At 63.2% G+C, this 24,887-nt stretch carries 31 protein-coding genes; 15 read left to right on the top strand and 16 right to left on the bottom strand.

Translation table 11 applies throughout. The annotated features are described in order from the left end of the window. Window positions 1–24: 24 nt before the first annotated feature. The 11 genes from NKI39_RS12390 to NKI39_RS12340 form a co-directional block, all read right to left on the bottom strand. The gene (locus NKI39_RS12390) at window positions 25–684 is read right to left on the bottom strand and encodes a DsbA family protein (RefSeq protein WP_352832041.1); all 660 of its coding nucleotides are present in this window, start codon (window positions 682–684) and stop codon (window positions 25–27) included. Between the two features lie 200 nt (window positions 685–884). Continuing rightward, window positions 885–1,643, bottom strand: coding sequence for an SCO family protein (locus tag NKI39_RS12385; protein ID WP_352744064.1), 759 nt, complete (start codon window positions 1,641–1,643; stop codon window positions 885–887). Then, window positions 1,643–1,954: a hypothetical protein gene (locus NKI39_RS12380; protein WP_352473262.1), complete on the bottom strand. Its 312-nt coding sequence runs from the start codon at window positions 1,952–1,954 to the stop codon at window positions 1,643–1,645. Before NKI39_RS12380 ends, NKI39_RS12385 begins: the two co-directional genes overlap by 1 nt. Window positions 1,955–1,967: 13 nt before the next feature. After that, complete coding sequence (locus NKI39_RS12375) at window positions 1,968–2,489, bottom strand: TlpA disulfide reductase family protein (protein WP_352744225.1); 522 nt, start codon at window positions 2,487–2,489, stop codon at window positions 1,968–1,970. Between the two features lie 2 nt (window positions 2,490–2,491). Then, a complete protein-coding gene (locus tag NKI39_RS12370) occupies window positions 2,492–3,100 on the bottom strand; it encodes a DsbE family thiol:disulfide interchange protein (protein ID WP_352473263.1) in 609 nt (202 codons plus the stop codon). Then, the gene (locus NKI39_RS12365; RefSeq protein WP_352473265.1) at window positions 3,087–3,260 is read right to left on the bottom strand and encodes a hypothetical protein; all 174 of its coding nucleotides are present in this window, start codon (window positions 3,258–3,260) and stop codon (window positions 3,087–3,089) included. The genes NKI39_RS12370 and NKI39_RS12365 overlap by 14 nt, the downstream gene beginning before the upstream one ends. A gap of 11 nt (window positions 3,261–3,271) precedes the next feature. Continuing rightward, window positions 3,272–3,712, bottom strand: coding sequence for a DUF411 domain-containing protein (locus NKI39_RS12360; RefSeq protein WP_352473266.1), 441 nt, complete (start codon window positions 3,710–3,712; stop codon window positions 3,272–3,274). A gap of 38 nt (window positions 3,713–3,750) precedes the next feature. After that, window positions 3,751–4,191: a DUF411 domain-containing protein gene (locus tag NKI39_RS12355; protein ID WP_352473267.1), complete on the bottom strand. Its 441-nt coding sequence runs from the start codon at window positions 4,189–4,191 to the stop codon at window positions 3,751–3,753. A 35-nt stretch (window positions 4,192–4,226) separates the two neighbouring features. Next, window positions 4,227–5,663, bottom strand: coding sequence for a multicopper oxidase family protein (locus NKI39_RS12350; protein WP_352832039.1), 1,437 nt, complete (start codon window positions 5,661–5,663; stop codon window positions 4,227–4,229). 124 nt (window positions 5,664–5,787) lie between these two features. Then, window positions 5,788–6,171 (bottom strand): hypothetical protein, encoded by a 384-nt coding sequence (locus NKI39_RS12345; RefSeq protein WP_352832036.1) that lies wholly within the window; start codon window positions 6,169–6,171, stop codon window positions 5,788–5,790. A 99-nt stretch (window positions 6,172–6,270) separates the two neighbouring features. Beyond that, a complete protein-coding gene (locus tag NKI39_RS12340) occupies window positions 6,271–6,684 on the bottom strand; it encodes a MerR family transcriptional regulator (RefSeq protein ID WP_502898564.1) in 414 nt (137 codons plus the stop codon). A gap of 75 nt (window positions 6,685–6,759) precedes the next feature. Between NKI39_RS12340 and NKI39_RS12335 the strand changes: the two genes are divergently transcribed. Both NKI39_RS12335 and NKI39_RS12330 read left to right on the top strand, forming a co-directional pair. Then, window positions 6,760–8,961: a heavy metal translocating P-type ATPase gene (locus tag NKI39_RS12335; RefSeq protein WP_352832032.1), complete on the top strand. Its 2,202-nt coding sequence runs from the start codon at window positions 6,760–6,762 to the stop codon at window positions 8,959–8,961. Between the two features lie 31 nt (window positions 8,962–8,992). Then, the gene (locus tag NKI39_RS12330) at window positions 8,993–9,589 is read left to right on the top strand and encodes a cation efflux transmembrane domain-containing protein (RefSeq protein WP_352452320.1); all 597 of its coding nucleotides are present in this window, start codon (window positions 8,993–8,995) and stop codon (window positions 9,587–9,589) included. A gap of 302 nt (window positions 9,590–9,891) precedes the next feature. Here NKI39_RS12330 and NKI39_RS12325 read toward each other — a convergent pair whose 3' ends face one another. Next, entirely contained in the window at window positions 9,892–10,314 is a 423-nt protein-coding gene (locus NKI39_RS12325) for a hypothetical protein (RefSeq protein WP_352817350.1), read from the bottom strand. A gap of 191 nt (window positions 10,315–10,505) precedes the next feature. Between NKI39_RS12325 and NKI39_RS12320 the strand changes: the two genes are divergently transcribed. The 12 genes from NKI39_RS12320 to NKI39_RS12265 all read left to right on the top strand — a co-directional run bounded on the left by NKI39_RS12320 (window position 10,506) and on the right by NKI39_RS12265 (window position 21,646). Next, window positions 10,506–11,318, top strand: coding sequence for a class I SAM-dependent methyltransferase (locus tag NKI39_RS12320; protein ID WP_352832029.1), 813 nt, complete (start codon window positions 10,506–10,508; stop codon window positions 11,316–11,318). 569 nt (window positions 11,319–11,887) lie between these two features. Next, window positions 11,888–13,423, top strand: coding sequence for a DUF2778 domain-containing protein (locus NKI39_RS12315; protein WP_352832026.1), 1,536 nt, complete (start codon window positions 11,888–11,890; stop codon window positions 13,421–13,423). 186 nt (window positions 13,424–13,609) lie between these two features. Continuing rightward, a complete protein-coding gene (locus NKI39_RS12310) occupies window positions 13,610–14,395 on the top strand; it encodes a ThuA domain-containing protein (RefSeq protein WP_352832024.1) in 786 nt (261 codons plus the stop codon). Between the two features lie 55 nt (window positions 14,396–14,450). Then, window positions 14,451–15,509 (top strand): Gfo/Idh/MocA family protein, encoded by a 1,059-nt coding sequence (locus NKI39_RS12305; RefSeq protein WP_352501304.1) that lies wholly within the window; start codon window positions 14,451–14,453, stop codon window positions 15,507–15,509. A 24-nt stretch (window positions 15,510–15,533) separates the two neighbouring features. Continuing rightward, entirely contained in the window at window positions 15,534–15,959 is a 426-nt protein-coding gene (locus NKI39_RS12300) for a GFA family protein (protein WP_352832021.1), read from the top strand. Window positions 15,960–16,129: 170 nt separating this feature from the next. Next, on the top strand, window positions 16,130–17,803 hold the full coding sequence (locus NKI39_RS12295; RefSeq protein WP_352832018.1) for a LuxR C-terminal-related transcriptional regulator: 1,674 nt from the start codon (window positions 16,130–16,132) through the stop codon (window positions 17,801–17,803). Between the two features lie 208 nt (window positions 17,804–18,011). Continuing rightward, a complete protein-coding gene (locus NKI39_RS12290) occupies window positions 18,012–18,692 on the top strand; it encodes a hypothetical protein (protein ID WP_352501301.1) in 681 nt (226 codons plus the stop codon). 225 nt (window positions 18,693–18,917) lie between these two features. Further along, entirely contained in the window at window positions 18,918–19,088 is a 171-nt protein-coding gene (locus NKI39_RS12285; protein ID WP_352501300.1) for a hypothetical protein, read from the top strand. A 327-nt stretch (window positions 19,089–19,415) separates the two neighbouring features. Further along, entirely contained in the window at window positions 19,416–19,943 is a 528-nt protein-coding gene (locus NKI39_RS12280) for a c-type cytochrome (protein WP_502893757.1), read from the top strand. 230 nt (window positions 19,944–20,173) lie between these two features. Continuing rightward, on the top strand, window positions 20,174–20,383 hold the full coding sequence (locus NKI39_RS12275) for a LuxR C-terminal-related transcriptional regulator (RefSeq protein WP_352541235.1): 210 nt from the start codon (window positions 20,174–20,176) through the stop codon (window positions 20,381–20,383). Window positions 20,384–20,491: 108 nt separating this feature from the next. Continuing rightward, on the top strand, window positions 20,492–21,154 hold the full coding sequence (locus tag NKI39_RS12270; protein WP_352832016.1) for a hypothetical protein: 663 nt from the start codon (window positions 20,492–20,494) through the stop codon (window positions 21,152–21,154). A gap of 39 nt (window positions 21,155–21,193) precedes the next feature. Next, window positions 21,194–21,646, top strand: coding sequence for a nuclear transport factor 2 family protein (locus NKI39_RS12265; protein ID WP_352832014.1), 453 nt, complete (start codon window positions 21,194–21,196; stop codon window positions 21,644–21,646). Window positions 21,647–22,127: 481 nt separating this feature from the next. Here the strand turns inward: NKI39_RS12265 and NKI39_RS12260 are convergent, their stop codons facing one another. After that, the gene (locus NKI39_RS12260) at window positions 22,128–22,220 is read right to left on the bottom strand and encodes a LysR family transcriptional regulator (protein ID WP_352473773.1); all 93 of its coding nucleotides are present in this window, start codon (window positions 22,218–22,220) and stop codon (window positions 22,128–22,130) included. Between the two features lie 178 nt (window positions 22,221–22,398). Here NKI39_RS12260 and NKI39_RS12255 point away from each other — a divergent pair, with 178 nt between their 5' ends. Next, entirely contained in the window at window positions 22,399–22,542 is a 144-nt protein-coding gene (locus NKI39_RS12255) for a hypothetical protein (RefSeq protein ID WP_352685236.1), read from the top strand. An 86-nt stretch (window positions 22,543–22,628) separates the two neighbouring features. Here the strand turns inward: NKI39_RS12255 and NKI39_RS12250 are convergent, their stop codons facing one another. The 3 genes from NKI39_RS12250 to NKI39_RS12240 are packed head-to-tail and all read right to left on the bottom strand — an operon-like array spanning window position 22,629 to window position 24,740. Further along, complete coding sequence (locus tag NKI39_RS12250; RefSeq protein ID WP_352832012.1) at window positions 22,629–23,372, bottom strand: amino acid ABC transporter ATP-binding protein; 744 nt, start codon at window positions 23,370–23,372, stop codon at window positions 22,629–22,631. Between the two features lie 25 nt (window positions 23,373–23,397). Beyond that, window positions 23,398–24,072, bottom strand: coding sequence for an amino acid ABC transporter permease (locus tag NKI39_RS12245; protein ID WP_023677250.1), 675 nt, complete (start codon window positions 24,070–24,072; stop codon window positions 23,398–23,400). Next, the gene (locus NKI39_RS12240) at window positions 24,069–24,740 is read right to left on the bottom strand and encodes an amino acid ABC transporter permease (protein WP_352451492.1); all 672 of its coding nucleotides are present in this window, start codon (window positions 24,738–24,740) and stop codon (window positions 24,069–24,071) included. Before NKI39_RS12240 ends, NKI39_RS12245 begins: the two co-directional genes overlap by 4 nt. Between the last annotated feature and the right edge of the window lie 147 nt (window positions 24,741–24,887).

Genomic DNA, 24,887 nt, shown 5'->3' with positions numbered 1-24,887 from the left:
GTCAATTGTTCCCGCTTGCCGGCGTTACTTCTTCAGGGCCCTTGCCTGCCCGATCAATTTCTTCATCGGAGCAAGATCGGTCGCGCCTTGAAAAATCTGGTCGCCGACGACGAAAGTCGGCGTTCCGGCGATTTTCAGCGCCTGAGCCAGTTTCGCATTTTGGTCAATCGCCGCTTGGATGTCCGGATGCTGCATATCGGTCTTCAAGCGAGGGACGTCGAGGCCGACCTCGGCCGCGATCCTGAGAACGATCGTCTCGTTCACCCGGCTCTTGGCGTCATACAGGGCCTTGTGGAACTCCGCATATTTGCCCTGCATCTGAGCCGCGAGCGCTGCCTTGGCCGCAAATACGGAATCAGGGCCGAGGATGGGGAATTCCTTGTAGACGATGCGCAACTGCGGGTCGTTGGCCGCGGCTTGCGCCATGATCGGCGCCACTTGGCGGCAATAAGGGCAATTATAGTCGAAGAATTCGGCCATGGTGACGTTGCCTTGCGCATTGCCGCCGACGGGGCTTTGCTTGTCGCGGAAAATGTCGTCCGCGCGCGACGCCAGAACCGCCTTTACCTGGGCCGCCTCGGCCTCGCGCTGGCGCTGATCCAGGCTTTGCAGCGCCTGCACCAGGACTTCGGGATGGGCGAGGATATAGTCGTGGATGCGCTGGTCGATTTGGTCCTGGGACATTCCGCCAGCTGCCATCGCCGATCGCCCGGCGCCCTGAGGGCCCGGATTTAGCAGGAACCATCCGGTCACGGCGGCAAGCAGCAGGGCGCGGACAAGCCAGCTCCCATATCGGTTTGCCTGTTTTACGCTGATCGTCATATGCATCTCTCCTTGTTCTCCGTCGAGGCGCCCGGTCGGCATGCCGCCGGCGAAATTGCGCGTCAAAAGAAGTTCTTCAATTTTGCCAGCCAGCCTTCGTCCGGCTCCCCACCCGTTTCCTGTTCATGGTGCGGACGCTCGACGCCGTTGGTGAGCGCGTTGACGAAGGTGACAAGATTGACCGGCGCGAAATCCAGGCCGTGAAAATTGGCGCGCCACCGGCCTTCCTTGTCGATGACATGAGTGACGATGCCATGCGCCTGAATGCCGTCATCTGTCTTGCTGAATCTGTGGCCGAAGGCTTCCGCCAGCTTGCGGGTCGCGTCCTCCGGCTGATCGGGTGTCGTGGTCAGGAACAACCAATTGACCGGATCGAGCCCGTGCGCCGGCCCGTAGCTGCGCAGCACGTCCGGCGTGTCCCGCGTCGGGTCAGTGGTGATAGTCACGAAGGTGACCTGGTCCTTCATCGGCGTGGCGTTCACCATCGCCTGGATCTCGGCGATCTTCTCGGCGTGGAGCGGGCATACGTCCGTGCACGACGTGTAGACGAAGTGGAGGACGACGACCTTGCCATGCAACTCGGTCGGCCGCACGATACGCCCCTCAGCGGTGCGCAGGGTGAAATCGGGTATCGGCTTATCAATCGGCTGGAAATACTTCTCGTCGCCCTTGAGCATGGCGTCGACTTCATCGAGCGAATGCGCCTGCGCGCCGTGAAAAAGGCCGAGGATCAGCGCCGCCAGTGCGATCAGGCCGCACAGCAAGCGCGTGCCCAAAGTCGGCGAGAGCGCTTGCCGCTCGTTTTGGGTCTGGATAGGCATCAACCGCTGCCTTTCGTGGTGCCTTCCCCATCCGCTTTTGGGGCAGCGTTTTCCGTTTGGCAGGTGCGGCCTGTCATCCGGTTCATGCACAGGCCGAGCGCGCACATGGCCACGCAAGGCAGGACGCTGAGCAGCAGTGGCGCAATGCCCGCGGCGACCAGCCATGTCCAGTTGAAGGCGAGGCCGGCGACGGCAATGACCGTGCCGGCAGCGATTAGTCCGCGCCGGTCACCGAGATAGTGGCGGATGGCGTGAAGAATGCTGCGGCCAAGCGAAGCCTGCGAGGTTTCGGGCGATTCTGTTGTGGTCATGTCTTTTCCTTTCTCAGTTGGCCCCGAAATGGCTGCGGATGAACGCCATCATTTCGGGTGAATCCCATTCGGCTGGGCCGATCAGCCGGCCGATTTCCTTGCCCTCGCGGTCGATCAGCAATGTCATGGGAAGGCCGAGGGCGCCGAGCGTGAACATCGCCTTGCCCGTTGTGTCGATGTTGAGGGCGAGATGCTCGACGCCGATCTCGGCGAAGAACTTTTTCACGATGTCCGGACCGCCGCGATCCATCGACAGCGCGATGACCTCGAAGTCCGGTCCGCCGAGCTTGGCTTGCAACCGGTCGAGCGTCGGCATTTCCTTGCGGCAGGGAGCGCACCATGTCGCCCAGATGTTGAGCAGCAGGACCTTGCCGTGGAAATCCGCAAGCGTTTTCGGTTGACCGTCGGCGTCCTCAAAGCTGATTTCCGGCACGGGGACGGGAGCCTCATGAACGGCGAAGTCCTGCGGCGGCTCGACGGCCGATGCGGGCTGCGCCACCGCGAGCAAGGCGCCGAAGAGCGCGAGAGCGAGCATCTTCACGGTTGCCGCTCCTTCGCCTCGGCCCTCAGGCGCTCGACGAGCGGCATGATCGTTTTCTCAAGGGCCTCGTCCGTCACCGCGCCAATGTGCTTGTAGACAATGCGGCCGTCGGCACTCACGACAAAGGTTTCCGGTATGCCGTAGACGCCCCAATCGATGGAGACGCGGCCGTTCAGATCCGCGCCGGTACGCGTATAAGGATCGCCCATCGTGTCGAGCCATTGTGCGGCGTCATCGGGCCTGTCCTTGTAGTTGAGCCCATGCAGCGGCACCGTCTTGCTCGCCGCCAGTTGTATGAACACAGGATGTTCCTCGCGGCAGGCCAAGCACCAGGATGCGAAGACGTTGACCAGCGAAACGTCGCCCCGCAGGTCACCGCTCGACAAACCAAACGTGCGGCCCTGGACCGGCGGCAGGCTGAATTGGGGCACCGGCTTGCCGATCAGCACCGATGGAATGTCGGACGCATTGCGCGTGAGCCCCCAGGCGAGCAACACGGCCAGCCCGACGAAAATCATCACGGGCAGGACGACCAGTAATCGTCGAAGCAAGGCGCGCCGAATGGCTGCCGGTCCCGCATCGGATTGAACGTCACCGCTGGTCATGATGCACCCGGCCGATTGTGGTCCGACGACCCGTCAGCACGTATCTTGCGAGTGCTGCGACGGCGAGCACCAGAACCAGCAGCACGAGGAAACCGGCAACGGACAGGAAGGTCATCGCAAGCCAGGTTCTGGCCGGACAATCGGAAATGTCGGTCAACATCGCGGTGCCTTTCACTCCGTCGCGTAGACGGTCGGCGCCTTGCCGTCCTTGGTGAAAGCATAGATCGTCCAGGTCCCGTCTTTCTCGCCGCCCATGCCGGGCGCGCCCGTCGGCATGCCGGCCAGCGTGATGCCTGTGATTGCTGGCCTTTCGGTCAAAAGCTTCTTGACGATCTCGACCGGCACTAGGCCGTCGACGACATAGCCGTCGACCATCAGCGTATGGCAGCCTTGCAGGTCGGCCGGCACGCCGGCATCGCCGCTAATCTGCGAGAGGTTGTTGACCGGCTTGATCTCGACCTTGAAGCCATTGTGCTCCAAATAGTTAGCATAGGATTCACAGCAGCTGCATTGCGGGTTCTTGTACATCACCGCTTCGATCGTCGCGGCGACGGCCGGAAGGGGCATGGCGATCGCGACGGCGAAGGCCGCAAGCGAGTAGGTCAGTTTCATGGCAGTCTCCTCGGGTTCCAGAAATTCATCGCCGGCCGTCACTGCGTCGCGTAGACGGTCGGCGCCTTGCCGTCCTTGGTGAAGGCGTAGATCTTCCAGGTCTCGGTCTTCTCGCCGCCCATTCCCGGCGAGCCCATCGGCATGCCGGCCATGGCGATGCCGGTGATTTGGGGCTGTTCCGTCAGCATCTTCTTGACCAAGTCGACCGGCACGAAGCCGTCGACCACGTAGTCGCCGATCACCACCGAATGGCAGCCTTGCAATTGCGCGGGAACGCCGAGCCCAGCGCTTATCTGGCTGAGGTCGTTGGTCGGCTTGAGCTCGACCTTGAAGCCGTTCTGTTCGAGATAGGCGGCGTAGGTCTCGCAGCAGCTGCAGCTCGGGTTCTTGTACATCACCGCCTGGATCGTTGCGGCGAATGCAGGCATCGGCATTGCGATTGCGACCGCGAGAGCGGCGATTGAGTAGGGCAGTTTCATTTGCAGTTCTCCTTGGGTGATTGGGTGGCGAAAAATCAGGTCACGCGGAAGACGGTCATCAGACCCGCCATCTGGTGGTCGGCGACATGGCAGTGCAGCATCCAGTCCCCGGGATTGTCGGCGACGAAGGCGCATTCGATCACATCCTTGGGGGCGAGCAGCACCGTGTCCTGCCATTGGCGGTGCGGCACCGGCGAACCGTTGCGCGAGATGACCGACAGGCTGAAGCCGTGGACATGCATCGGGTGCCACCAGGCGGTTTCGTTGCGCATGGTGAGATGGCAGGTCACACCGCGTTTCAGCGTGAACTGCGGCGCCATGCCGGCATGGCCGTCGCCGGTCATCGACATGCCGTTGATCGCCCAGGCCGCACCGCCGTTCATGCCCATCATCCCCATGCCCATCATGCCGCCGACGCCCTTGAGCTTGCCGCCGCCCATCATGCCGCCCTGCAGCACGATTTCCTGGCGCTCGGCGCCAGCGAGGTCGGGCTGGGGCAGAGGGTTGCGCGGCAGGCCGGCTGGCGCGTCGAGCGGATGCGCCCTGATCGGCGGCGCTGCGTCATAGGCCAGCGTGGTCAGCGTATAGGCGAGGCCGTCGTAGAAATCGTCGATCACCGCGTGGCGGCTGCCGGGGTGGCCCTGCATGTCGAGCACGATGTCGATGCGCATGGCGGGCGCCAGCACCAGGCGACCGCCCTCCGGTTCATGCGGATCGCAGGGCTGGCCGTCGATGGCGACGACGACCGGACGGTGGCCTTCGAAGCGCAGCGCCATCATGCGGGCAAGCGAGGCATTGGCGAGCCGCAGCCTGACGCGCTCGCCGGCCTTCACGCTCCGATCGCCTGGCCCCGTGCCGTTGACGGTGACGACATTGCCGACGCGGCCCGACATCGACGCATCCATGGCGCTGCCGAAGCCGCCGGCGATCTGCCCATTGGCCGCAAGCCGCCAGTCCTGCAGCAGCCACAGAATGTCACGGTCGACGGCGACCGGCTCGACCTCCTCAACGACCAGTGCGCCGGCAAGGCCTCGGCCGAGCTGGACCAGGCTGTCGGCGTGCGGATGGTACCAGAAGGTGCCGGCGTCCGGCAGTGTGAACTCATAGACGAAACTTTGCCCCGGCCCGATCGGCTTCTGGGTCAGGCCCGGCACGCCGTCCATGGCGTTTGCCAGGCGAATGCCGTGCCAGTGGACGGTCGTATCCTCGTCGAGACCGTTCTCGACAGTGATGCGGACCGGCTGGCCTTGCCGCAGGCGCAGGGTCGGGCCGGGAATTGTGCCGTCATAGGCCCATACCGTGGTTTGCGGACCACCTGCGTCGATTAACCCGGCATGGGCTGGCGCGACCTTGATACGGCGCTCATCAACTGCGGCTGCTCGCGCCGGGCGCATCGACGTCGAGACGGCGACGCCCGCCGCCGCAAGCAGGAACCCGCGGCGCGACAGGAAAAGACTGGAATTGCTATTCACCCTTACGTTCCTTGCGATCTCGATCGACGGCGAGCGTCGACTGATTGCTGTCCGCGCCCGTCGCGCATCAACGCGAGCGGGCGACCGGACGCCGGACATCAGCCGTGGGACGGCTGAAACGGCGTCAGACGAGAGCGCTGGGTCTTGGAGGGTATGGGTCGGGCAGGGAACTTCGCCCGTGCAGGAACGGCGCCGGCAGCGGCGATATTTGCGACGGCAGCGGGGTCGTCGTCATCTCGAGCTTCTGCGGCAGCAATGCAAGCGCCGGCGCAATGCAGGTCGGCGGGCAGTATATCCCCTTGCCGTCACCGCCGGCACCCTTGAGGCACCCCTTGCAGTCACCCTTCATGGCGGCATCGGCCATCTTGCCCATGCCGGGCCCCGCAGGCATGGTCATGCCATCGCCGGCAGCCATGCCGGCCGTCATCGTTGCCGACATGATGCTGGCCTGTGCACCGGACAGGCTGAGCCCCACGGTCAGGAAGACCGCGAGCAGCGTGACAAGCATGTGTTTTGGCGACAGCCGAGCCAACATCTGCTCAGGCTGACCGCAAAGTACGGTTTTTGCAAGTGCCAATGCTGTGACATAGCGACCAAGGGGAGCCAATCAGTGCCGGGCATGCTCGCATTTATCGTGATCCGCCAGCACCTCGATGACACGGCATTCGCAGACTTTTCCGTGCCGGCAGCCTTCGACCATATGCTCCAGCTCGGCTTTCAACGCTGTAAGGCTGCGTATCCGCTGAACCACGTCGGCCAGACGCGCCTTGGCAATGGCGTCGGCGGTCGCACAAGGCTGGCTGGGATTATCCTGCAGCGTCAGCAGCGCCCTGATGGCTTCGATCCCGAACCCCAACTCGCGCGCGTGCCTGATGAAGGCGAGCCGGCGCAAGTCTGCCGCTTCATACTGCCGGCGATTGGCTTCGCTGCGGGCAGCGGCAGGAAGCAACTCGATCTGCTCATAGTAGCGAATGGTTGGAACCTTCACGCCGCTGTGTCGGGCCGCTTCACCGATGGTCATACCTGTTGACATTTCGCTTGCTCCTCTAGTCGCTAGAGAATGTAGCGTCGCGCTCGAAGATACAAGAGGTTCACCATGGCTGCGACCAAACAACAGACCCGCTACCGCGTGGAAGGCATCGATTGCGCCGGTTGCGCCAGCAAAATCGATACGGCCGTGCGGCGGATGCCTGGTGTTCAGGACATCAACGTATCCGTTTCGGCGGGCACTCTGACGGTCACTCATACTCCCGAAAGCAATCTCGGCGCGATCGAGAGGAAGGTCACCGGCCTCGGCTACGCCGTCGCTCCGCTGACCTCCAAGTCTGGGACGCCGGCGTCCGATCAATCCGCCGACAACCATGCCGACGGAAGGCGCAATCACGACGAGACCGTAGCGGGGTTACATGACAACGATGATGCGCCGGCGTCGGAGCTATGGTGGGACAGCGCCAAGGGCCGCCTGGCCATCGCCAGCGGGGTCGCCTTGGCCGTGGCTTTCGCGATTGATTACGCCTGGCCCGCAACCGGCCCGTGGGCCTTCATCGCCGCAATGCTGCTCGGCCTGGCTCCGATCGCGCGCCGAGCGGCCATGGCCGCAGCGGCAGGCATTCCGTTCACAATCGAAATGCTGATGACTGTGGCGGCGGCCGGGGCCGTCATCATCGGTGCCGGCGAGGAAGCGGCGACGGTGGTCTTCTTGTTCCTCATCGGCGAGTTGCTCGAAGGGGTTGCGGCCGGCAAGGCACGGTCCAGTATTCAAGCGCTCACGGTCCTCGTTCCCAAAACCGCGTTCGTCGAGAAAGGCGGCCAGACCCGCGAGGTGCCGGCAGAAAGCCTGGCTGTGGGCGCCATCATCCTCGTGCGGCCGGGCGACCGGATTCCGGCTGACGGCGAGATCACCCAAGGCGGGAGCGCCATCGATGAATCACCCGTCTCCGGTGAAAGCGTGCCGGTGCGCAAGGACGTCGGCGACACGGTCTTTGCCGGCACTATCAACGGCGACGGCGTGCTGCGCGTCAAGGTGACGGCGACCGCCGCAGACAACACGATTGCACGCGTGATCAAGCTGGTCGAGGAGGCGCAGGAAAACAAGGCGCCGACCGAGCGCTTCATCGATCGCTTTTCGCGCTGGTACATGCCCGGCGTTGTCGCCGTCGTGGCGTTCGTGGCCGCCACACCGCCGCTGCTCTTGGGCGGCGATTGGAACGAATGGATATACAAGGGGCTGGCGCTGCTGCTCATCGGCTGCCCGTGCGCGCTGGTCATTTCAGTTCCGGCGGCGATCGCGGCGTCGCTTTCGGCCGGAGCCCGGCGCGGCCTGCTGATGAAAGGTGGGGCGGTGCTGGAAGGGCTCGCGACCATCAACGCCGTGGCGCTCGACAAGACCGGCACGCTGACGCTCGGCAAGCCACAGGTCACCGATGTCGTTGCGGTGGGTGCCAGTGAACGCGACATCCTTTCGCTCGCGGCAGCGCTTGAGATCGGCTCGAGCCATCCCCTCGCTTTGGCCATCCTCCAAAGGGCCAAAGCCGGCAACATTCCCGTGCCGCCTGCCGCCGAAGCCAAAGCGATCGGCGGTAAAGGGGTTATCGGTCGTGTCGGCGGCAAGAACCTGTTTCTGGGCTCGCCAGTCGCGGCGGGCGAGATAAACCTGCTGCCAGCAGACCAGGCGGCACGCATCGTGGCATTGAACGATGAAGGCAAGTCAGTGGCGGTGCTGCTTGTAGACAACGCGCTGGCCGGCTTCATTGCCATGCGCGACGAACCCCGGCCGGATGCTTTCGCCGGTCTAAAGGCGCTGACCAATGCAGGCATCAGGACAGTCATGCTAACCGGCGACAATAAGCGCACGGCGGCTGCCATCGGCAAACAGCTCGGCATCGAGGTGCGCGCCGAACTGCTCCCTGAGGACAAGCAGCGCATCCTCGGCGAGTTGAAGGGGCAGGGGCTTAGGGTAGCCAAGGTCGGCGACGGCATCAACGATGCGCCGGCACTTGCCGCGGCCGATGTCGGCATTGCCATGGGCGGCGGCACCGATGTGGCTCTTGAAACGGCTGACGCAGCGGTGCTGCATGGACGCGTCGGCGACGTTGCGGCCATGATCAGGCTGTCCCAAGCAACCATGGCCAACATCAAGCAGAACGTCACCATTGCGTTGGGCCTGAAGGCAGTGTTCCTGGTGACGACGATCGCCGGCATCACCGGCCTCTGGCCCGCCATTCTCGCGGACACCGGGGCGACGGTGTTGGTGACGGCCAATGCCATGCGGCTGTTGCGTTGGAAGAGCAGCTGGTAAGAGCGACAACGGCATCGTGTTAGGACAGACCATGCAGCAAGCCATTGCGTCGGACGGCCTTCGCCGGGTGGTGCTTGTCGTCGCACTGCTGAACCTGGGTTATTTCGGCATTGAATTCGCTGTCGCGCTGGCGATCGGCTCGGTGTCGCTGTTCGCCGACAGCGTCGATTTTCTGGAAGATGCCTCGGTCAATCTCCTCATACTGCTCGCCATGGGATGGTCGCTGCGTGCCCGCTCGCGGGTCGGCATGGCGCTGGCGCTTATCCTGCTGGTGCCGGGCCTGGCGACGCTGTGGACCGCGTGGGAAAAGTTCAACATGCCGGTGCCGCCGCAGCCAACGGCGCTGACGCTGGCGGGATTAGGCGCTCTGGCGGTCAATCTGTCGTGCGCCTACATGCTGGCGCGCTACCGCCATCACAGCGGCAGTCTTACCAGGGCGGCATTCCTCTCGGCCCGCAACGATGCGGTCGCCAATATTGCGATCATACTGGCCGGATTGGTGACGGCCTTCCTGTGGCGCTCGGCGTGGCCGGATTTGATCGTCGGCCTGGGAATCGCGGCACTGAATGCAGATGCGGCGCGCGAGGTCTGGGAGGCAGCTCGGGAAGAGCACCGGGCCGTTTCGTGAACTCCAAAACGCTCAGCGCGCTGCCGCATTGCCAATCCGCCAATGCAGGCCCCTATACCGGCCAGCAGTCAGCCAGAAACTTGCGCGATCTCTAATATAATCGCACCCTTTCAAAGCGGTCGGAGGGAGAACCGCCCATAAGCAAAAAACGGGAGGAAAAACCATGAACAGCATGAGCCTCACCACACTTGGACGAAGTCGACCGGGTTGAAGCGGTGAAACGATGAACCGCACAAGGCCACGCACGTCATCAAAAGGCCCGCGCCTCCGAAGAGGACGCGGGCCGATTTCGTCGGTATGCGCTAGGCAGGTATCAAGACGGCGATGCGGTGGATGCCGACCACCTTGCTGGTGTTGGCCGCCGCGTCGGTCTTGCCCTTGGAGCAGGTATATACGTCACCTTCCTTGAGCTTGAATTCCTTGTCGGCCTTCTTGATCGTGAATTCACCGGCGGCAATGGTGCAGACCATGTCGTTGTCCATCACCATTTGAGGGGCGGCTGCTCCGGGCTGAAAGACTATATCGACAATTGAGATGCTCTTGTAGGCGGGGATATCGGAATTGCCGGTGCCGACCTCGACCAATCTGACGCCGGGTGCAATCTCCTTGCCTTCCTTCGGGCCGTATTTCTTCACCTTTGCCGCCGCCGCCAGCGTGAACAAAGGCGTTACCGCTGCCGCCGTCACGCCGAGAGCAATCGCGGACCTGCGATTCATGGTTTTCATCGCGTCCTCCCATTTTATGTTTGGCCACGCACCAATGCGCATGACCACAATATATTAACACATATGCAGATAATTGCAGCACGGCGTTTCGGAGCTTCCGGGAGCGAACCGCCTCCCGGTCGAATGCGACCGAATAGCAAACAATTCCATGCTATGCTGACGAGCCATCAAACGGACGGCGGGGGATAGCAATGTTGGAAACGGACAAGGTATTCGCCGGCTCAATTCCGGAAAACTACGACCGCTATATGGTGCCGTTGATTTTCGAGCCGTTCGCCGCAGATCTTGCACGACGGGCAGCGTCCTTGTCGCCAAGCGCCGTTTTGGAAACCGCCGCGGGCACCGGGGTTGTCACCCGCGCATTGGCGCCAAAACTGTCGCCCGGTGCAAGCTATGTCGTAACCGACCTCAACCAGCCGATGCTCGACTACGCCGCTTCGCGGCAAGCTCCCGACGATCGCATCAAATGGCGTCAGGCTGATGCTCTGGCGCTACCGTTCGAAAATGCGGCCTTCGATCTCGTTTGTTGTCAGTTCGGTGCGATGTTCTTTCCCAACCGCTCATCTGCCTATCGCGAAGCGCGGCGAGTCCTGAAGCCCGGAGGACATTTTCTATTCAGCGTATGGGATCGCATCGAAGAGAATGTATTTGCGGACGATGTGACGAATGCCCTGGCGAGGATTTTTCCGAACGATCCACCGCGCTTTCTGGCACGCACGCCGCATGGCTACCACGATACGGCACTGATCCGTAGCGAGCTGGAGGACGCAGGTTTTTCCGGTGTGGTGATCGAGACGAGAGCCGAACAAAGCCGTGCCTCCTCGCCCCGCGTTCCGGCCGTTGCATATTGCCAGGGCACTCTCCTTCGCAATGAAATCGAGACCAGAGAGGCGGGAAAACTGGACGCTGCAACCGACTACGCCGCAGCCGCGATTGCTGACAGGCATGGCAGCGGCGAGGTTGCTGCCAAAATCCAGGCTCACATAGTGGTGGCTGTGGCCTAGGTGTTGGATATCCCGCTCCGGCACTTCGCGACATTCAGCTGCTGTGCGGCAAACATCTTGCCGCTATCCCGAATTCTCAGAGGTTAACGTTCATTCGCCCGAGTGGCAGGTCGACAAGTGCCAGGTCGATAATCGCCGGTTTGACCGATCGCCGGGGCTTGATGGCGGCGGCTACCGGCCGCGCGATTCCCGTCGGCCCGGCTTCACTTTGGCAGCCATGGCCGACTCCGCCCAGCAAGGTCTAGTCATTTCGCTTTCTTGACTCGGCCGACAAAAACGGGCAGCAAAGTCATCATTGGAGGGCAGTTTTGCCAACTATGCAGGTTTTGGAGGGCGTTTTTCGGTGTGACCGTCGCCCAATCGGCGGTCGGTAGAGGGATTGGTTAACCAACTTTGTCCATCTTTTGAATCAATCGGCAACAGACGCAAAGCGTGCTGGGGGCACCAGGCGAACTGTGAATGTCACGGCTGCGAAATCCGCTAGCCGGCATCGGCCGATTGAGAGTGGTTGAATGGCGTTTGTAAGTGCGAAAACCCGGGGTGACAGTCCTGCAACTGGATTGACTTCGATGAGGCCCGGCCTGCGCTGGGTCGCGGTTCCGGCCGTCGGCGCAGCCATTGCTTTATGGTCGGTGGCGACCTTGGCCGGCCTTTATTCAGTGGGAACCTCGCTCAGCGCCGCTTCCAACGGTCTCCCGCAAAGCCTGCTCGCGCCGCGCACCATCGCGCTCGCCGATCCTCGCCGCAGCCTTGCAAAGGCGCAGGCCCCGACATGGGCCGCAGCAAACGCGGCGCTGTCGGCCAAGCTGCTGCAGCACGGATGCGATGCCAACTGCCTGCAGTCGGCGTCGAACTTCGTCCACCAGGGAAAATCGGCCCGCCTCAAGCGCAACACCGTGCCGCTTGTCGCTGATGCGTCGCGGCAATCGAGCTTCGACGACGTGGTTGCCAAGGCCGCGCTGTCGCCGCAAAAGCTTGCCGCCGCCTTTGCCCGTGCCTCAGCCGGCTCTCCCGTCATGCTCGCCAGCCTGCCGGCCGACGCCCGGTTCGCCGAGCCGGTACGCATACCCGACCCGAACGGCCCGGCGTCAGTGCGCTTCGGGCCCGCGGTGGCGGAGATCGAACGCTCGTCGCGCCTTGCGCTGGCGCTGGCGAATACATTGCCGGAGCAGATGATCGACGTGCTCCCGGCAGCCGTCGCGGCAAGCGAGCCCGCGGCTTCGCAAGAGCCGCAAGAACCTGAGGTCCAACTGGCCTCGCTGCCGCCGCAAGACGACATGCCCGACAGCATTCCGCTGCCGACGCTGCGTCCGCGGGCGGACATCGATAAGCTGGCCGAGGCGCCGCGGGCTCAAGCGTCAAGAGATCAGGCGCCAAAAGACCAGGCGCGAAAAGATCAGGCGCAAAAGGATCAGGCATCGAAAACGGAGCCGCCCAAGGCGCAGGCCTCCAGGACCGCCAAGGCGAGCAAGGTGCAGACGGCCGACGCTCCGCCGGTCGAGACGCAACCCGGCAGCCTGTCGCCTCGCAATTCGTCACAAGCGGCAGTGCCGGGTGTATCGGGCAAGCCGGGCAAACGTTCGAAGACGCAGGGCGGCGACATGCTGGCCTATGCCAAGCCCGACATGCCTTCCGGCGGACTCGGCGGAGCCTTCAGGAACCTGTTCACCACGCCCAACATGGGTACCGGCGTCGCCGTCTACGACATCTCGGCCAAGACCGTCTATATGCCCGACGGCTCGCGGCTGGAGGCACATTCGGGACTGGGCGCGATGGTCGACCAGCCACGCTACGTCCACAAGAAGAATGTCGGCCCGACGCCGCCGGACACCTACAATCTGACGATGCGGGAATCGCGCTTCCACGGCGTTGAGGCCATCCGTCTGACGCCGGCCAGCGGCAGCAACAAATATGGCCGCGACGGCCTGCTCGCCCACACCTACATGCTGCGCGGCGGCCGCGCCGAATCGAATGGCTGTGTCGTCTTCAAGGACTATGCCCGCTTCCTCGCCGCCTACAAGAAGGGCAAGATCAAGCGCCTCGTCGTGGTGCCGCGCCTGTCGAAGCCGCTGACACGCGTCGCCCAAGAGGGGCGAGGGGCTTAGGTCGCTCGCGGCAGCCCTTCATGGCTTCGTCATCCCAGGGTCTTCGCGACGCCGCTTCGCGCCTGCTCCGCCCTGGGATGACGAAGCTGGGGAGGTTTGGCCAATCTCGAAGGTTTTCAATCCCGTCCAGGGACAGTATGAGTGGCCGGTGGGGCGGCTCCGGCTTCAAACAATCACGAGGACATCATGACAATACGCGCTGTCGTCTGGGGCGAGAATATTCATGAGCGGACCAACGAAGTGGTCGCGGGCATCTATCCTGAGGGCATGCATGCGACGATCGCCAATGCACTGAAGCTCGACCCGGAAATATCAGTGTCCTGGGCAACGCTGGAGCAGCCGGAGCATGGGCTGCCGGCCGACCGTCTGGCCGAGACCGACGTCTTGCTGTGGTGGGGACACAAGGACCATGGCGCCGTCGCCGACGAAGTGGTCGAGCGCGTGGCGCGCCGCGTCTGGGAAGGCATGGGGCTGATCGTTCTCCATTCCGGCCATTTCTCGAAGGTATTCAAGAAGCTGATGGGCACTCCCTGCACGCTGAAATGGCGCGAGGCGGGCGAGCGCGAACGGCTCTGGGTGACCAGCCCCGACCACCCGATCGCTGCCGGGATCGGCGAGTATTTCGAGCTCGAGAACGAGGAGATGTATGGCGAGCAGTTCGCCGTGCCGGAGCCGCTCGAGACCGTGTTCATCTCCTGGTTCCAGGGCGGCGAAGTGTTCCGGTCGGGGCTGACCTATCGCCGCGGCGCCGGTAACATCTTCTATTTCAGGCCCGGCCACGAGACCTATCCGACCTATCACGACGCCAACGTCCACAAGGTGCTGCGCAATGCGGTGAGATGGGCGCACAATCCCCAAGGCTCCAATCCAGCCATCCTCGATGCGCCGAACGTGCCGGTGGAAAAGGCGCTCGAGCCGATCGTCGAGCGCGGCGGAAAGCTTCATTCCGCTGGCGAAACCGGCTTCCGCTAGACGACAAATCCATGATCGAACAAGAAGATAAAGCCCTGTCCTAAGGATACGAATCATGCGTCTGTTGATACTCGGCACCGGCTGGATGGCGGAGGAGCATGCCAGGCAGTTCGGCAAGATCGAGGGCGTCGAACTGATCGGCGCCGTCGATCTCGACCGTACGCGCGTCGACAAGTTTTCGGACATCTACGGTATCCCCAACCGCTTCGCGTCGCTGGACGAGGCGCTGGCATGGGGCAAGTTCGACGCGGTGGCGAACGTGACGCCCGATCGCATCCACCATCCGACCACCATGACGCTGATCGCGACGGGCAAGCCGGTGCTGTGCGAAAAGCCGCTCGCTGAAAATTACCAGAGGGCCAGTGAAATGGCCGATGCGGCCGAGCGGGCCGGCATCATCAACATGGTCAACCTGACCTATCGCAATGTCGCGCCGCTGCAGAGAGCGCGCGCCATGGTGCTGGCCGGCGAGATCGGCACGGTCAGGCATGTCGAGGCGTCCTATCTGCAGAGCTGGCTGATATCCAAGTTCTGGGGCGACTGGCGCACCGATCCGAAATGGCTGTGGCGGCTGTCGCGCGGCCACGGCTCCAATGGCGTGCTGGGCGACGTCGGCATCCACATCCTCGATTTCGCCAGCTATGGCGCGGCGCTCGACATCGACCATGTGTTCTGCCGCCTGCGGTCCTTCGACAAGGCGCCTGGCAACCGGATCGGGGAGTACGAGCTCGACGCCAATGACAGTTTCACCATGGCGCTCGATTTCAGCAATGGCGCTTTCGGCGTCGTCCATGCCAGCCGCTGGGCGACGGGCCATCTCAACGAGCTCCGACTGCGCATCTACGGCGACAAGGGTGGCATCGAAGTCGTGCACAATCTGACCGGCTCGGAGCTGAAAGCCTGCATCGGCGAGGATGTCGAGAACGCCAAATGGCAAGTTCTGGACGCCGGAACGGTGCAGACCAACTACCAGCGCTTCGTCGATGCGGTGCGCAGCGGCGTCCAGGCCGAACCGTCGTTCCGGCATGCTGCCGAATTGCAGAAGGTCCTCGATCTCGCCGTCGTCTCGGATGAGAAGCGGGCCGAATTGAGCACCCACGCGGATGCGCAGTGAGGTCATTTCAGGAGTCTAGCAGCCATGGTCACGCGTCGCGCCGAATGTTCCTGCGGTCAGCTATCGGCCATTTGTTCGGGCGAGCCGGTGCGCGTCTCCGTCTGCCATTGCCTGGCCTGCAAGCGGCGCACCGGCAGTGCCTTCAGCTTCAATACGCGGTTTGCCGAGAATGACGTATCGATCGAGGGGCGGGCAGCGGAATTCTCGCGCACCGGCGAGGAGGGTGGCCGCGTCATCTACAGCTTCTGCCCGGATTGCGGCACCACCGTCCACTACCGGATCGACACCCCAGCCCGGTCTGACCGCCATCCCGGTGGGTGCCTTCGCGGACCCTGCGTTCCCATCGCCCTTCCGGTCCTTCTACCACGAGAGCCGGCGCTGCCAGTGGGTCGAGATCCGAACCGAACCTTTGGGGACGTTCGGCTGAAGCCGCTGGTCGCCTCCGGCTGACGTTTTAGGTCAAAACCCGATCACTCTGAACGACCGAGTTCGACCCGTTTCAGTCGTCAGGGACATTCCCCGTTCAGAGCGCTTTAAGTGCATTCCGGTCATTCGCGTTCGAGCATGCTATACTGCACCTTGGCTCCAAAGCAGCCATTGATGGCTAGGAACCAATGCGGATGGGCAGGTCAGATCGACAGCAATTCAACAGCGGCTCCTTGCAGGAGGCGGACCAGCTCGTGCTCGGTCGTGAGGCTTACGAGGAAAGGGCGTGGGACGACGCCTATCGGTTCTTCTGGCGTGCCGGCGAAGCGGCTCCGCTCGCAGTGGACGATCTCGAACGGCTGGCGATGTCGGCCTATTTGACCGGGCGCGACGAGGAGTACCTGCGGGCCCTGGAGCGAACCCATCATGCATATCTGGACGCGGGCGAGTGCCATCGGGCCGCCCGCTGCGCCTTCTGGCTTGGCCTGCGCCTTGTCTTTCGTGGGGAGATGGCTCAGGCGGCCGGCTGGTTTGGACGGGCGCATCGGCTGCTCGAACGCGAGCCACATGATTGTGCCGAACAGGGTTACCTGATGCTGCCCCACGTCGAACAGCATCTTGCTTCGGGCAACCTTGAAGCGGCCTACGCTGCGGCGAGCGGCGCAGTCGAGATTGGCGAGCGCTTTGCGGACGTGGATCTGGTGGTCTGTGCACGGCATTTGCAGGGCCGTGTTCTGTTGCGCCAGCGGCGAACCGCGGAAGGTTTCGCGCTCCTCGACGAGGCGATGGTTTCGGTCACGGCCGGCGAATTGTCTCCGCTGCTTACCGGCTTGATCTACTGCAGCGTGATCGAAGCGTGTCAGCAAGTCCATGCTCTGGGCCGCGCACGCGAATGGACCTCCGCCCTGGGGCGATGGTGCGCCGAACAGCCCCAGCTGATCAGTTTCAGCGGCACCTGCCTGATGCATCGCGCCGAGATCAAGCGGCTCAGCGGCGCATGGCAGGACGCGATCGACGAAGCGCAGCAGGCCGTGGAGCGTTTGACGCAGTCGAACAATCGGAGAGATACGGCTGGAGCATGGTACCAGCTGGCGGAAGTATACCGCCTTCGCGGAGACTTTGACGTGGCCGAGCAGGCATATCGGAGTGCAAGCCAACATGGCTTCGAACCGCAGCCGGGCCTTGCCCTGTTGCGGTTGGCCGAAAGGCACATCGATGCGGCTGCGGCCGCAATCCGGCGCGTCATGGGCGCGACGACCGACCAACTGAAGCGCATTCGGCTGCTGCCTGCTTACGTCGAGATCATGCTGGCGGCTGATGACATCGAGGAAGCACGGCGTGCCTGCCACGAACTGGCGGACGTTGGAGAAAGCTACGGAACCGAACCGCTGCGCGCCCTTGCCGCTCACGCGCGGGGAGCGGTGGAACTGGCAGAAGGCGAAGCGCAGGCTGCATTGACTTGGCTGCGCCAGGCACTCGAGGGGTGGCAGCAAGTCGAAGCGCCATACGAAGCAGCGCGCGTAGGCGTCATGATAGGCCAGGCTTGCCGCGCCCTCGGTGACAACGATGGTGCGGAACTGGAGTTGCAGGCAGCCCGGACAGTGTTCCGGCAGCTCGGTGCCATGCCGGACCTTTCTCGTGTCGATATCCTGCTTGGCATGCGATCAGACGGAGCCCGCGGCCTCTCTGCCCGTGAACTGCAAGTTCTCCGCCTGGTCGCTGCCGGCAAAACCAACAAGCAAATCGCCAACGAACTGGATTTGAGCGGGAAGACAGTGGACAGGCACGTCAGCAATATTTTCAACAAGCTTGACGTCCCCACGCGCGCTGCCGCCACCGCCTGGGCCTACGAGCACCGCCTGGTTTGAGCAGGTCTGGCATGGGTCGAATCACCCATGCCGTCATCGGCGCCCATTGGGTGGTTCGCCCGAAGCGCCGCCCTCCCTTCCGCGCTAGCTTGCACTCGAAATCGATCGGCCATGGATGCGCGGCGCCACGGCGCAGCTCGCCCACAGATCGCGAGACGGACGCAGTGATCGCGCTGCGAACATCCGGCCACAATGAAGGGAAGTAGCGATGTCGCATGCCGATACCGGAATGCGGGTCGCGGGCGCCTGGCTTGCGATCGCTTCTGTACTCTTGGGTTTCGTCCTGATCGGTCACGGGCCGATTAATCCCGACCTCGCCCAGCAAATGCAGGCCATCGCCAGTGGCGTCACCCTGTGGGTGGTCGTGCATTGGGCCGCCGCGGCAGCACTTTCGCTGTTCGTCGTCGCGAGCCTGATCGTGCTGACCGCCGGCTCTCGACTGACCGAACGCTGGTGGACCCTATCCGCCTGGGCGGTGGTGGCCGTCGGCGCGCTCTGGACGATGACAACCGCCGTGGCCGAGGCCACCACCGTCGCCGATGCCGTCGCCGCCAACGACATGGCGCGATTCGCGGTCTGGTGGGCCTTCGCCGAGGGCAAGGCCAACGGCTTCATGTTCCTCTGCCTGGCGGTTGCCGTGATCGCCGGCAATGAGACGCTGAGCCGGCAACAGGTAACGCCGACCTGGGCGTCACTGGTCGGAGTCGTGGCCGGGCTTGGTGCCTTCGTCGGATGGCCGCTGGGCATGTGGTTCGGCATCGGGCTGGGCAGCCTCGTCTGGGTTGCGTCGTCTTTTGTAATGGCCCTGTGGACGTTGTGGTTCGGGTTGGGGCTCGCGCGAGCCGAGAACAGCGTGTCGAAAGCTCGCAGCGCGAGCTTCAGCGCGTGAGCACCCCAAGAGGCCAGCGGCGTCCTATCAACATCAGGGAGGTCATGATGACTCACGTTGAAGGTTACACCGCCACCCCGGCAGCAATTGAAGATAGCGCCGATGTCAAAGCTGAAGGCGTGCGGCAAATGTCGGCTATTGTTTAGGGTTACGGATGCCGGCCAACAGGTGTTGGCTTGGCGCGAGGGCCGGCGTCCGAAAGCCTCCAGGGAAAGAACCCGCGGGATGGAGGGCGTGGTTCCGGCGCTATGGGGATTTGACGGTTCCGCGTGGTTCGCGGTGGGTGCACTGATGCGGCTGACAGGTGGGACTGCTCAGGTTGACAGGCGCGCGCGGCCGGCCGAGGCGGCGCATGATGCGGTGTGGCGGCTGAAGAATCCGGTCGCCTGCGGCTGACGTTTCAGGATCAAACCCAATCACTCTGAACGACCGAGTTCGACCCGGTCCGACCGTCAAGGCATTTCAGGCGACGAAGTCGATCCATCAACGTGCGTGGCTCGATCGCGCCAAAAGAAGGCGTGTGCGTCGGCTGAGCAAGCTCCGTCACAGCTGCGCTCAACGGGTCGCGACAAGTGCCGACCATCCAATTGATCGCTGATGGTTACTACGTGCTGGCCATGCTAGAATTCAGCGTCCTCGACGTGGTTAAAATCGGGGAATTGCGACCGGTTGACGGCGCGGGAGGTCGACGGACAAACACGAACAGATCACAGGGAGGAAGCAATGTTTCGGACACCAGTTCATCTTGCATTCTTGACAGCGTCGATTGTTGCCCTGCCATCTTACGCGGCCATGGCCGATGACACACAGATCGCGCGCGGCGAATATCTGGTTACGATTGCCGGCTGCAGCGACTGTCACACATCCGGTTACTTCTTCGGGAAGCCCGACATGTCGCGCTTCCTCGGCGGTTCGGACGTGGGCTTCGAGATTCCTGGTCTTGGTGTCTTTGTCGCCCGTAATATCACCCCTGACAGGGAGACCGGTATCGGAAGCTGGACCCCGGAGCAGATCGTCACCGCGATCCAGACCGGCGAACGGCCGGACGGCCGCATCCTGGCGCCGATCATGCCTTGGCGCGACTTCGCGCATCTCACCGCGGATGACGCCATGGCGATCGCGGCATTCCTCCAAAGTGTGAAGCCGGTCAGCCACCAGGTTCCCGGCCCGTTCAAACCCGGGGAAGCGGTGTCGACGTTCATGATGCGGATTATGCCGCCGGGGGAAGCCGCAGCCGCTGCAACGAAGTAGGGCGGCTTTGATCGGAACGAGATTTTTAGTCGAATAATGGGTGAATGTCCGCCTTGGAGATGATGAGGCCGATATCCGAACGGCAGAAATGGGGTCGATTCGAGCCGTTGCGCGAAGGGCCGCTTTTGAGAAGCGCCATGAATGTCGCGATATTGGCGCTACCTACTCGTTCCCATCGACGAGACGAATGGCAGCATCCACCCTTCCCCCGGTCCTCGGCGGCGGACGCGATGAACGGCTCGATTGAGCCCGAAACGAACTTCTGTCACATCGGTAACCTGCCGCCACCTCCTCAAATTGCCCGCGAGCTCGGTCTGAGCCAGCGGACGGTAGACCGTCACGTTAGCGATATCCTGACGCGGCTGAACGTGCGCACGCGCGCGGCAGCCACGGCCTATGCGGTCGAGCACGGCCTGATCGGCATGGTCGTATCTGGGTAATCCTACCCAAGCCAAATTTCTCGCTGCGTGGGTACTTACGCCGAAGCGGGCAACCGTGGCGCGGGTCTAAACCTCATGGCGTGGTAAAGGCCACAGGAGGTTTTCCCGATGCCAACGAATAATAACAGCATGAGCGGGCCGGGCGGTGTCTGGCTCGCCACCGGAACGCTGCTGCTGGCGGCTGCGCTCGTCTTTCACGGGCCACCGGACGCGGATTTGTCTGTTCAGATGCAGAATATCGCCGAGGGCCATGGGCGATGGGCTACGGTCCATTGGACGGCGGCAGCGGCGCTGTTCCTGATCGCCGGCGCTTCGTTCCTGAACCTGGCGCTCAACCCCCGGGTTCGGCGTTCGCCGATGCTGAGTTCCGCCTGGATGGTGATGGCTCTCGGCGCCCTGACTACGTTCTCCACCGCAGTCGCCGAGGCATCGGTGGTCGCGGTCGCGGCCGACCGGGGTGACACCAACGCCTTCATGACCTGGTGGGCGTTTTCCGGCGGCATGGGTAACGGATTCTGGGCGCTAGCCCTGGCGACAGCGCTTGTCGCGTATCACGATGCCCGCGACAACGTTGGGATACTGCCCCGATGGGCCGCGATCGTCGGCTCGGCGTTCGGTATCCTTTCGGCAACCGGGTGGACACTCGGTGAGCAGCTCGGGATCGGCATCGGAGGTCCGATCTGGCTGATTTCCTCGCTTCTCATGTGCCTGTGGCTCGCGTGGTACGGGCTGTCCTCAAGCAGCGTCCGGTCGGGGCAAGCCACGGCGTAAAGCGCCTGATCCAGCATCATCTTGAGACAGGAGGAAAAAATGTCCCTTCAAACGAAGGAAATCGAGGCGACGATCCACGACATCCACGGATTCTTCACCGACTGGGTGGCGGGCCGATGCCCTGGCGACGATGCGACGTTCAAGAAGAACGCGCTCGACCGGATCAGCGACGATCTGGTCGCCATCATGCCGGGCGGCAGGGCGTTCGGGAAAAATGATTTCGCAGGTTACATGAAGAGCATCTACGGATCGAATCCGGCCTTCCGTATCAAAATACGCGACCTCCGGATCAGCCATCAAAGCGCCGACCTGGCGGTCGTGAACTACCACGAATGGCAACGCGACGCGAAGGACTCTGATCAACCGAACAATGGCCGGGTCACGACGATGGTGATCCGCGATCGCGGCTACCGCCGGGGGCCCGAGATCTTGCAAGTTCATGAAACCTGGCTCCCAGCCGATGTCGTTCAGTCCGCGGATTTCGCGTTCTGAGAAGCGTCGGTCCGAAACGGGCAGAGAAAGGAATTGCGCTGGCGGCACCATCGGCTCTGCCGGCGTCATGGAGCCAGAACTGTGCTTCTTTTCAGCCCGAATTGATCCACATTCAACGTCCGGCTAGCCCAGCAAGCCGGCCATTCCATGCGTTCGCGTGGAGCGTCGGCTCGCCACCCATTGCTGCCGCTTGGTCGGCTGAACGCTTCGGCAGATCTTAGGCCCAGAGCGGACGTTAACCCGGCGCAAGATTTGGTCGCGAACAGCGCGGCCACGTCCGCAGGAGCCACGAAAGGAACCAGATCGGCGCTCCGGGGCAGGGATTTGGAAAGTATCATTGCCTAAGTTTCTGGTACTTTGAGGAAGTTCGGATAGGTCATCTGCGGGACATTCAACCGCAACCGGCCGGCAGGCTTTTCGGCAAAGCTTCCCGCATCCCTCATTGCGGCAAGGATGAGCTCCAGCGCCGGTCCTGCCTGGCTCAAAACCTCTCGCCGGCTTCAGTCAGGCTCGTCGCCCTCGTGGTCCGCGTCAGAAGGGTCGCGCTAAGCCGCGCTTCCAGTTGCCTGATCATCTTGCTGATCGCCGACGGCGAGACCCGAAGTGTCTTGGCCGCGGCCGTGAAGTTGGCCGGCGCCGCTGGTTTCGCATGTTTCTTGGCGAACAGACGCCCGAAGCAGCGTTGGCCGCAGCCGACGATCCCGTCCCGGTCCCGGCCAAGAAACGCGAAAATCTATGCGAGGCCAATCTCTATGTCGCGGAGTTTTTACCGGCTCGACGGCCGTGACGATGAAGCCTTGCGGCGGTACCGGCTTGCGGAACGCGACTGCCCCCACGACTTCATCGAATATGTCGCAGCAGGCAATGCACTGCGCGCGCTCGGTGTGTCGCCATAGTGCGCCGCTGCGGATGATTCATTGTAGGCTCGAGCGCAACCTCGGCGCAAAGGCGACGGCAGGTTCGGTGCGTATTGTCGCTGCTGTCAATGCCGCAGGATCTTGCTCAGAAAAGCGCGGCTGCGGTCGGTCTTCGGGTTGGAGAAGAACTCATCCGGCGTGCCGCTCTCGACGATGGCGCCGGCGTCCATGAACACGACGCGCTGGGCGACCTTGCGGGCAAAGCCCATCTCGTGCGTCACCACCATCATGGTCATGCCTTCCTCCGCCACCGCGACCATGACGTCGAGCACTTCCGAGATCATCTCGGGATCGAGCGCCGAGGTCGGCTCGTCGAACAGCATGATCTTGGGGCGCATGCCGAGGCAGCGCGCGATCGCCACGCGCTGCTGCTGGCCACCAGACAGCTGCGCCGGATAGGCGTTCACCTTGTCGGCGAGGCCGACCTTGGCGAGCAATTCGCGCCCGGCCTTCTCGGCTTCAGCGCGCGGGATCTTGCGGACATGGATCGGCGCCAGGGTGACGTTCTCGAGCGCCGTCCTGTGCGGGTAGAGGTTGAACGACTGGAAGACGAAGCCGACCTCGGTGCGCAGCCGCGTCATGTTGGTGGCGGGGTCGCCGAGGCGCTGGCCGTCGACCGTCAGGTCGCCGTCGCGGATCGTCTCCAGCCCGTTGATGCAGCGGATCAGGGTGCTCTTGCCCGAGCCGCTCGGGCCGCAGACGACGACCACTTCGCGCGGCTCGACGCTCAGCGTGATATCCCTGAGCACGTTGAGCTGGCCGAACCATTTGTTGACGCCGCGAAAGTCGATCATGCCGGTTTTGGTCATATTGCCGGACCCTTGAGGTTCGATGTCACAACTGTACCTCGCCATGCGCCGCGCCCATGCGTTGCTCCAGCCGGCGGGCCAGCATGATCAGGGGGTAGCAGACGATGAAGTAACCGAGGCCGACGAGGAAGAAGACCAGCAGCCCATTGGGTACACGCTGCACCACCAGCCAGCCGACGCGGGTGAGGTCGGTGAGGCCTATGGCCGAGACGACCGAGGAATCCTTGATCAGCAGCACATATTGCCCGACCAGCGGCGGCAGCACGATGCGCATCGCCTGCGGCAGCACCACCTGGCGCATGCGCTGCCAGCGCGACAGGCCGGACGCCAGTGCTGCCTCGACCTGGCCGGTCGGCACCGAGCGGATGCCGGCGACGACGATCTCGCAGATGAAGCAGGCGGCCAGGTTGGTCAGCGCGATGATGCCGGCGGTGAAGGCGTCGAGCTCGATGCCGAGTTCCGGCAGGATGAAGAAGATCAGGAAGATCTGCACCAGGAACGGCGTGCCGCGGATCAGGTCGACCCAGGCGCCGATCGCGCCGCTGATCAGCCGGTTGCCGCCGGTGCGCAGGATGCCGAGGCCGAAGCCGAGCAGCGTGCCCAGCACCAGGCTGATCAGCGACAGCACCACGGTCATGCCGAGGCCGCGCAAGGCGAGGGGATAGCTGCCGGCGATGCTTTGCAGCTGCTGCCAGATCATGTCCGTGCCCCCGCCAGGCCGAGCCAGCGCCCGGAGAGCGCCGCCAGCCCCTTCAGCCCGTAATAGAGCAGGAGGTAGAAGGCGGCGATGGTGATGAAACCTTCCGCCGGCATGAAGCGGTCGGAGGCGAGCAATTGTCCGGCGCGCGTCAGCTCGGCAACCGAGATCAGCGACAACAGGGCGGAATCCTTGACCAGCACGATCGCCTGGCCGAGCAGCGGCGGGATCGTCACCTTGAACGCCTGCGGCAGGATGACGAGGCGCATGCGCTGGACATAGGTCATGCCCGAGGCGACGCCGGCCTCCACCTGGCCGCGCGGGATCGACAGGATGCCGGCGCGGATGATCTCGGCGACATAGGCGCCGCTGTTCAGCGACAGGGCCAAGATGCCGACGACGAACTCGGGCAGGACGAAGCCGAGCCGCGGCAGGCCGAAATAGAGGAAATAAAGCTGCGCCAGCAGCGGCGTGGCGCGCACCGCGTCGATATAGGCCTTGGCCGGGACGCGGAACAGCCGGCCGCGCTGCAGGTTCATGGCGGCGAGCACGATGCCGACGGCGAGCGCGCCGGCAAAGGAGAGGACAGACAGCCACACGGTCGTGACGAGGCCCTGCCCGAACAGGGGCAGATATTCGACGATGGTGCGGAAGCTGAAGTTTTCGAGCATTTTGGACGGTGAATGGTGAATAGTGAATAGGGAATAGTGAATAGGGAATTGGGAATAGGAGCAGCGAGTAGCGAGTAGGGAGTAGTGAGTAGCGAGTAGCGAGTAGCTCTTCTCTACTCTCTACTCCCTACCCCCTACTCCCTACTC

This window comes from Mesorhizobium sp. M0664, assembly GCF_040320565.1.
GTDB lineage: Bacteria > Pseudomonadota > Alphaproteobacteria > Rhizobiales > Rhizobiaceae > Mesorhizobium.
Note: the sequence above shows the minus strand (reverse complement) of the source record. Positions and strands in the feature narration are given on the sequence as shown.

Bases quoted from the DNA above. Each gene is read 5' to 3' on its own strand.
- NKI39_RS12280 (WP_502893757.1), top strand. From the start codon at position 19,416: ATGTTTCGGACACCAGTTCATCTTGCATTCTTGACAGCGTCGATTGTT.
- NKI39_RS12345 (WP_352832036.1), bottom strand. From the start codon at position 6,171: ATGCTTGTCACGCTGCTCGCGGTCTTCCTGACCGTGGGGCTCAGCCTG.
- NKI39_RS12260 (WP_352473773.1), bottom strand. From the start codon at position 22,220: ATGATCAGGCAACTGGAAGCGCGGCTTAGCGCGACCCTTCTGACGCGG.
- NKI39_RS12355 (WP_352473267.1), bottom strand. From the start codon at position 4,191: ATGAAACTGCCCTACTCAATCGCCGCTCTCGCGGTCGCAATCGCAATG.
- NKI39_RS12250 (WP_352832012.1), bottom strand. From the start codon at position 23,372: ATGACCAAAACCGGCATGATCGACTTTCGCGGCGTCAACAAATGGTTC.
- NKI39_RS12325 (WP_352817350.1), bottom strand. From the start codon at position 10,314: ATGAAAACCATGAATCGCAGGTCCGCGATTGCTCTCGGCGTGACGGCG.
- NKI39_RS12285 (WP_352501300.1), top strand. From the start codon at position 18,918: ATGGAGGGCGTGGTTCCGGCGCTATGGGGATTTGACGGTTCCGCGTGG.
- NKI39_RS12270 (WP_352832016.1), top strand. From the start codon at position 20,492: ATGCCAACGAATAATAACAGCATGAGCGGGCCGGGCGGTGTCTGGCTC.
- NKI39_RS12340 (WP_502898564.1), bottom strand. From the start codon at position 6,684: ATGACCATCGGTGAAGCGGCCCGACACAGCGGCGTGAAGGTTCCAACC.
- NKI39_RS12370 (WP_352473263.1), bottom strand. From the start codon at position 3,100: ATGACCAGCGGTGACGTTCAATCCGATGCGGGACCGGCAGCCATTCGG.
- NKI39_RS12300 (WP_352832021.1), top strand. From the start codon at position 15,534: ATGGTCACGCGTCGCGCCGAATGTTCCTGCGGTCAGCTATCGGCCATT.
- NKI39_RS12360 (WP_352473266.1), bottom strand. From the start codon at position 3,712: ATGAAACTGACCTACTCGCTTGCGGCCTTCGCCGTCGCGATCGCCATG.
- NKI39_RS12245 (WP_023677250.1), bottom strand. From the start codon at position 24,072: ATGATCTGGCAGCAGCTGCAAAGCATCGCCGGCAGCTATCCCCTCGCC.
- NKI39_RS12315 (WP_352832026.1), top strand. From the start codon at position 11,888: ATGAGGCCCGGCCTGCGCTGGGTCGCGGTTCCGGCCGTCGGCGCAGCC.
- NKI39_RS12365 (WP_352473265.1), bottom strand. From the start codon at position 3,260: ATGTTGACCGACATTTCCGATTGTCCGGCCAGAACCTGGCTTGCGATG.
- NKI39_RS12310 (WP_352832024.1), top strand. From the start codon at position 13,610: ATGACAATACGCGCTGTCGTCTGGGGCGAGAATATTCATGAGCGGACC.
- NKI39_RS12275 (WP_352541235.1), top strand. From the start codon at position 20,174: ATGAACGGCTCGATTGAGCCCGAAACGAACTTCTGTCACATCGGTAAC.
- NKI39_RS12290 (WP_352501301.1), top strand. From the start codon at position 18,012: ATGTCGCATGCCGATACCGGAATGCGGGTCGCGGGCGCCTGGCTTGCG.
- NKI39_RS12240 (WP_352451492.1), bottom strand. From the start codon at position 24,740: ATGCTCGAAAACTTCAGCTTCCGCACCATCGTCGAATATCTGCCCCTG.
- NKI39_RS12335 (WP_352832032.1), top strand. From the start codon at position 6,760: ATGGCTGCGACCAAACAACAGACCCGCTACCGCGTGGAAGGCATCGAT.
- NKI39_RS12330 (WP_352452320.1), top strand. From the start codon at position 8,993: ATGCAGCAAGCCATTGCGTCGGACGGCCTTCGCCGGGTGGTGCTTGTC.
- NKI39_RS12385 (WP_352744064.1), bottom strand. From the start codon at position 1,643: ATGCCTATCCAGACCCAAAACGAGCGGCAAGCGCTCTCGCCGACTTTG.
- NKI39_RS12295 (WP_352832018.1), top strand. From the start codon at position 16,130: ATGGGCAGGTCAGATCGACAGCAATTCAACAGCGGCTCCTTGCAGGAG.
- NKI39_RS12390 (WP_352832041.1), bottom strand. From the start codon at position 684: ATGTCCCAGGACCAAATCGACCAGCGCATCCACGACTATATCCTCGCC.
- NKI39_RS12375 (WP_352744225.1), bottom strand. From the start codon at position 2,489: ATGCTCGCTCTCGCGCTCTTCGGCGCCTTGCTCGCGGTGGCGCAGCCC.
- NKI39_RS12265 (WP_352832014.1), top strand. From the start codon at position 21,194: ATGTCCCTTCAAACGAAGGAAATCGAGGCGACGATCCACGACATCCAC.
- NKI39_RS12320 (WP_352832029.1), top strand. From the start codon at position 10,506: ATGTTGGAAACGGACAAGGTATTCGCCGGCTCAATTCCGGAAAACTAC.
- NKI39_RS12305 (WP_352501304.1), top strand. From the start codon at position 14,451: ATGCGTCTGTTGATACTCGGCACCGGCTGGATGGCGGAGGAGCATGCC.
- NKI39_RS12380 (WP_352473262.1), bottom strand. From the start codon at position 1,954: ATGACCACAACAGAATCGCCCGAAACCTCGCAGGCTTCGCTTGGCCGC.
- NKI39_RS12255 (WP_352685236.1), top strand. From the start codon at position 22,399: ATGTCGCGGAGTTTTTACCGGCTCGACGGCCGTGACGATGAAGCCTTG.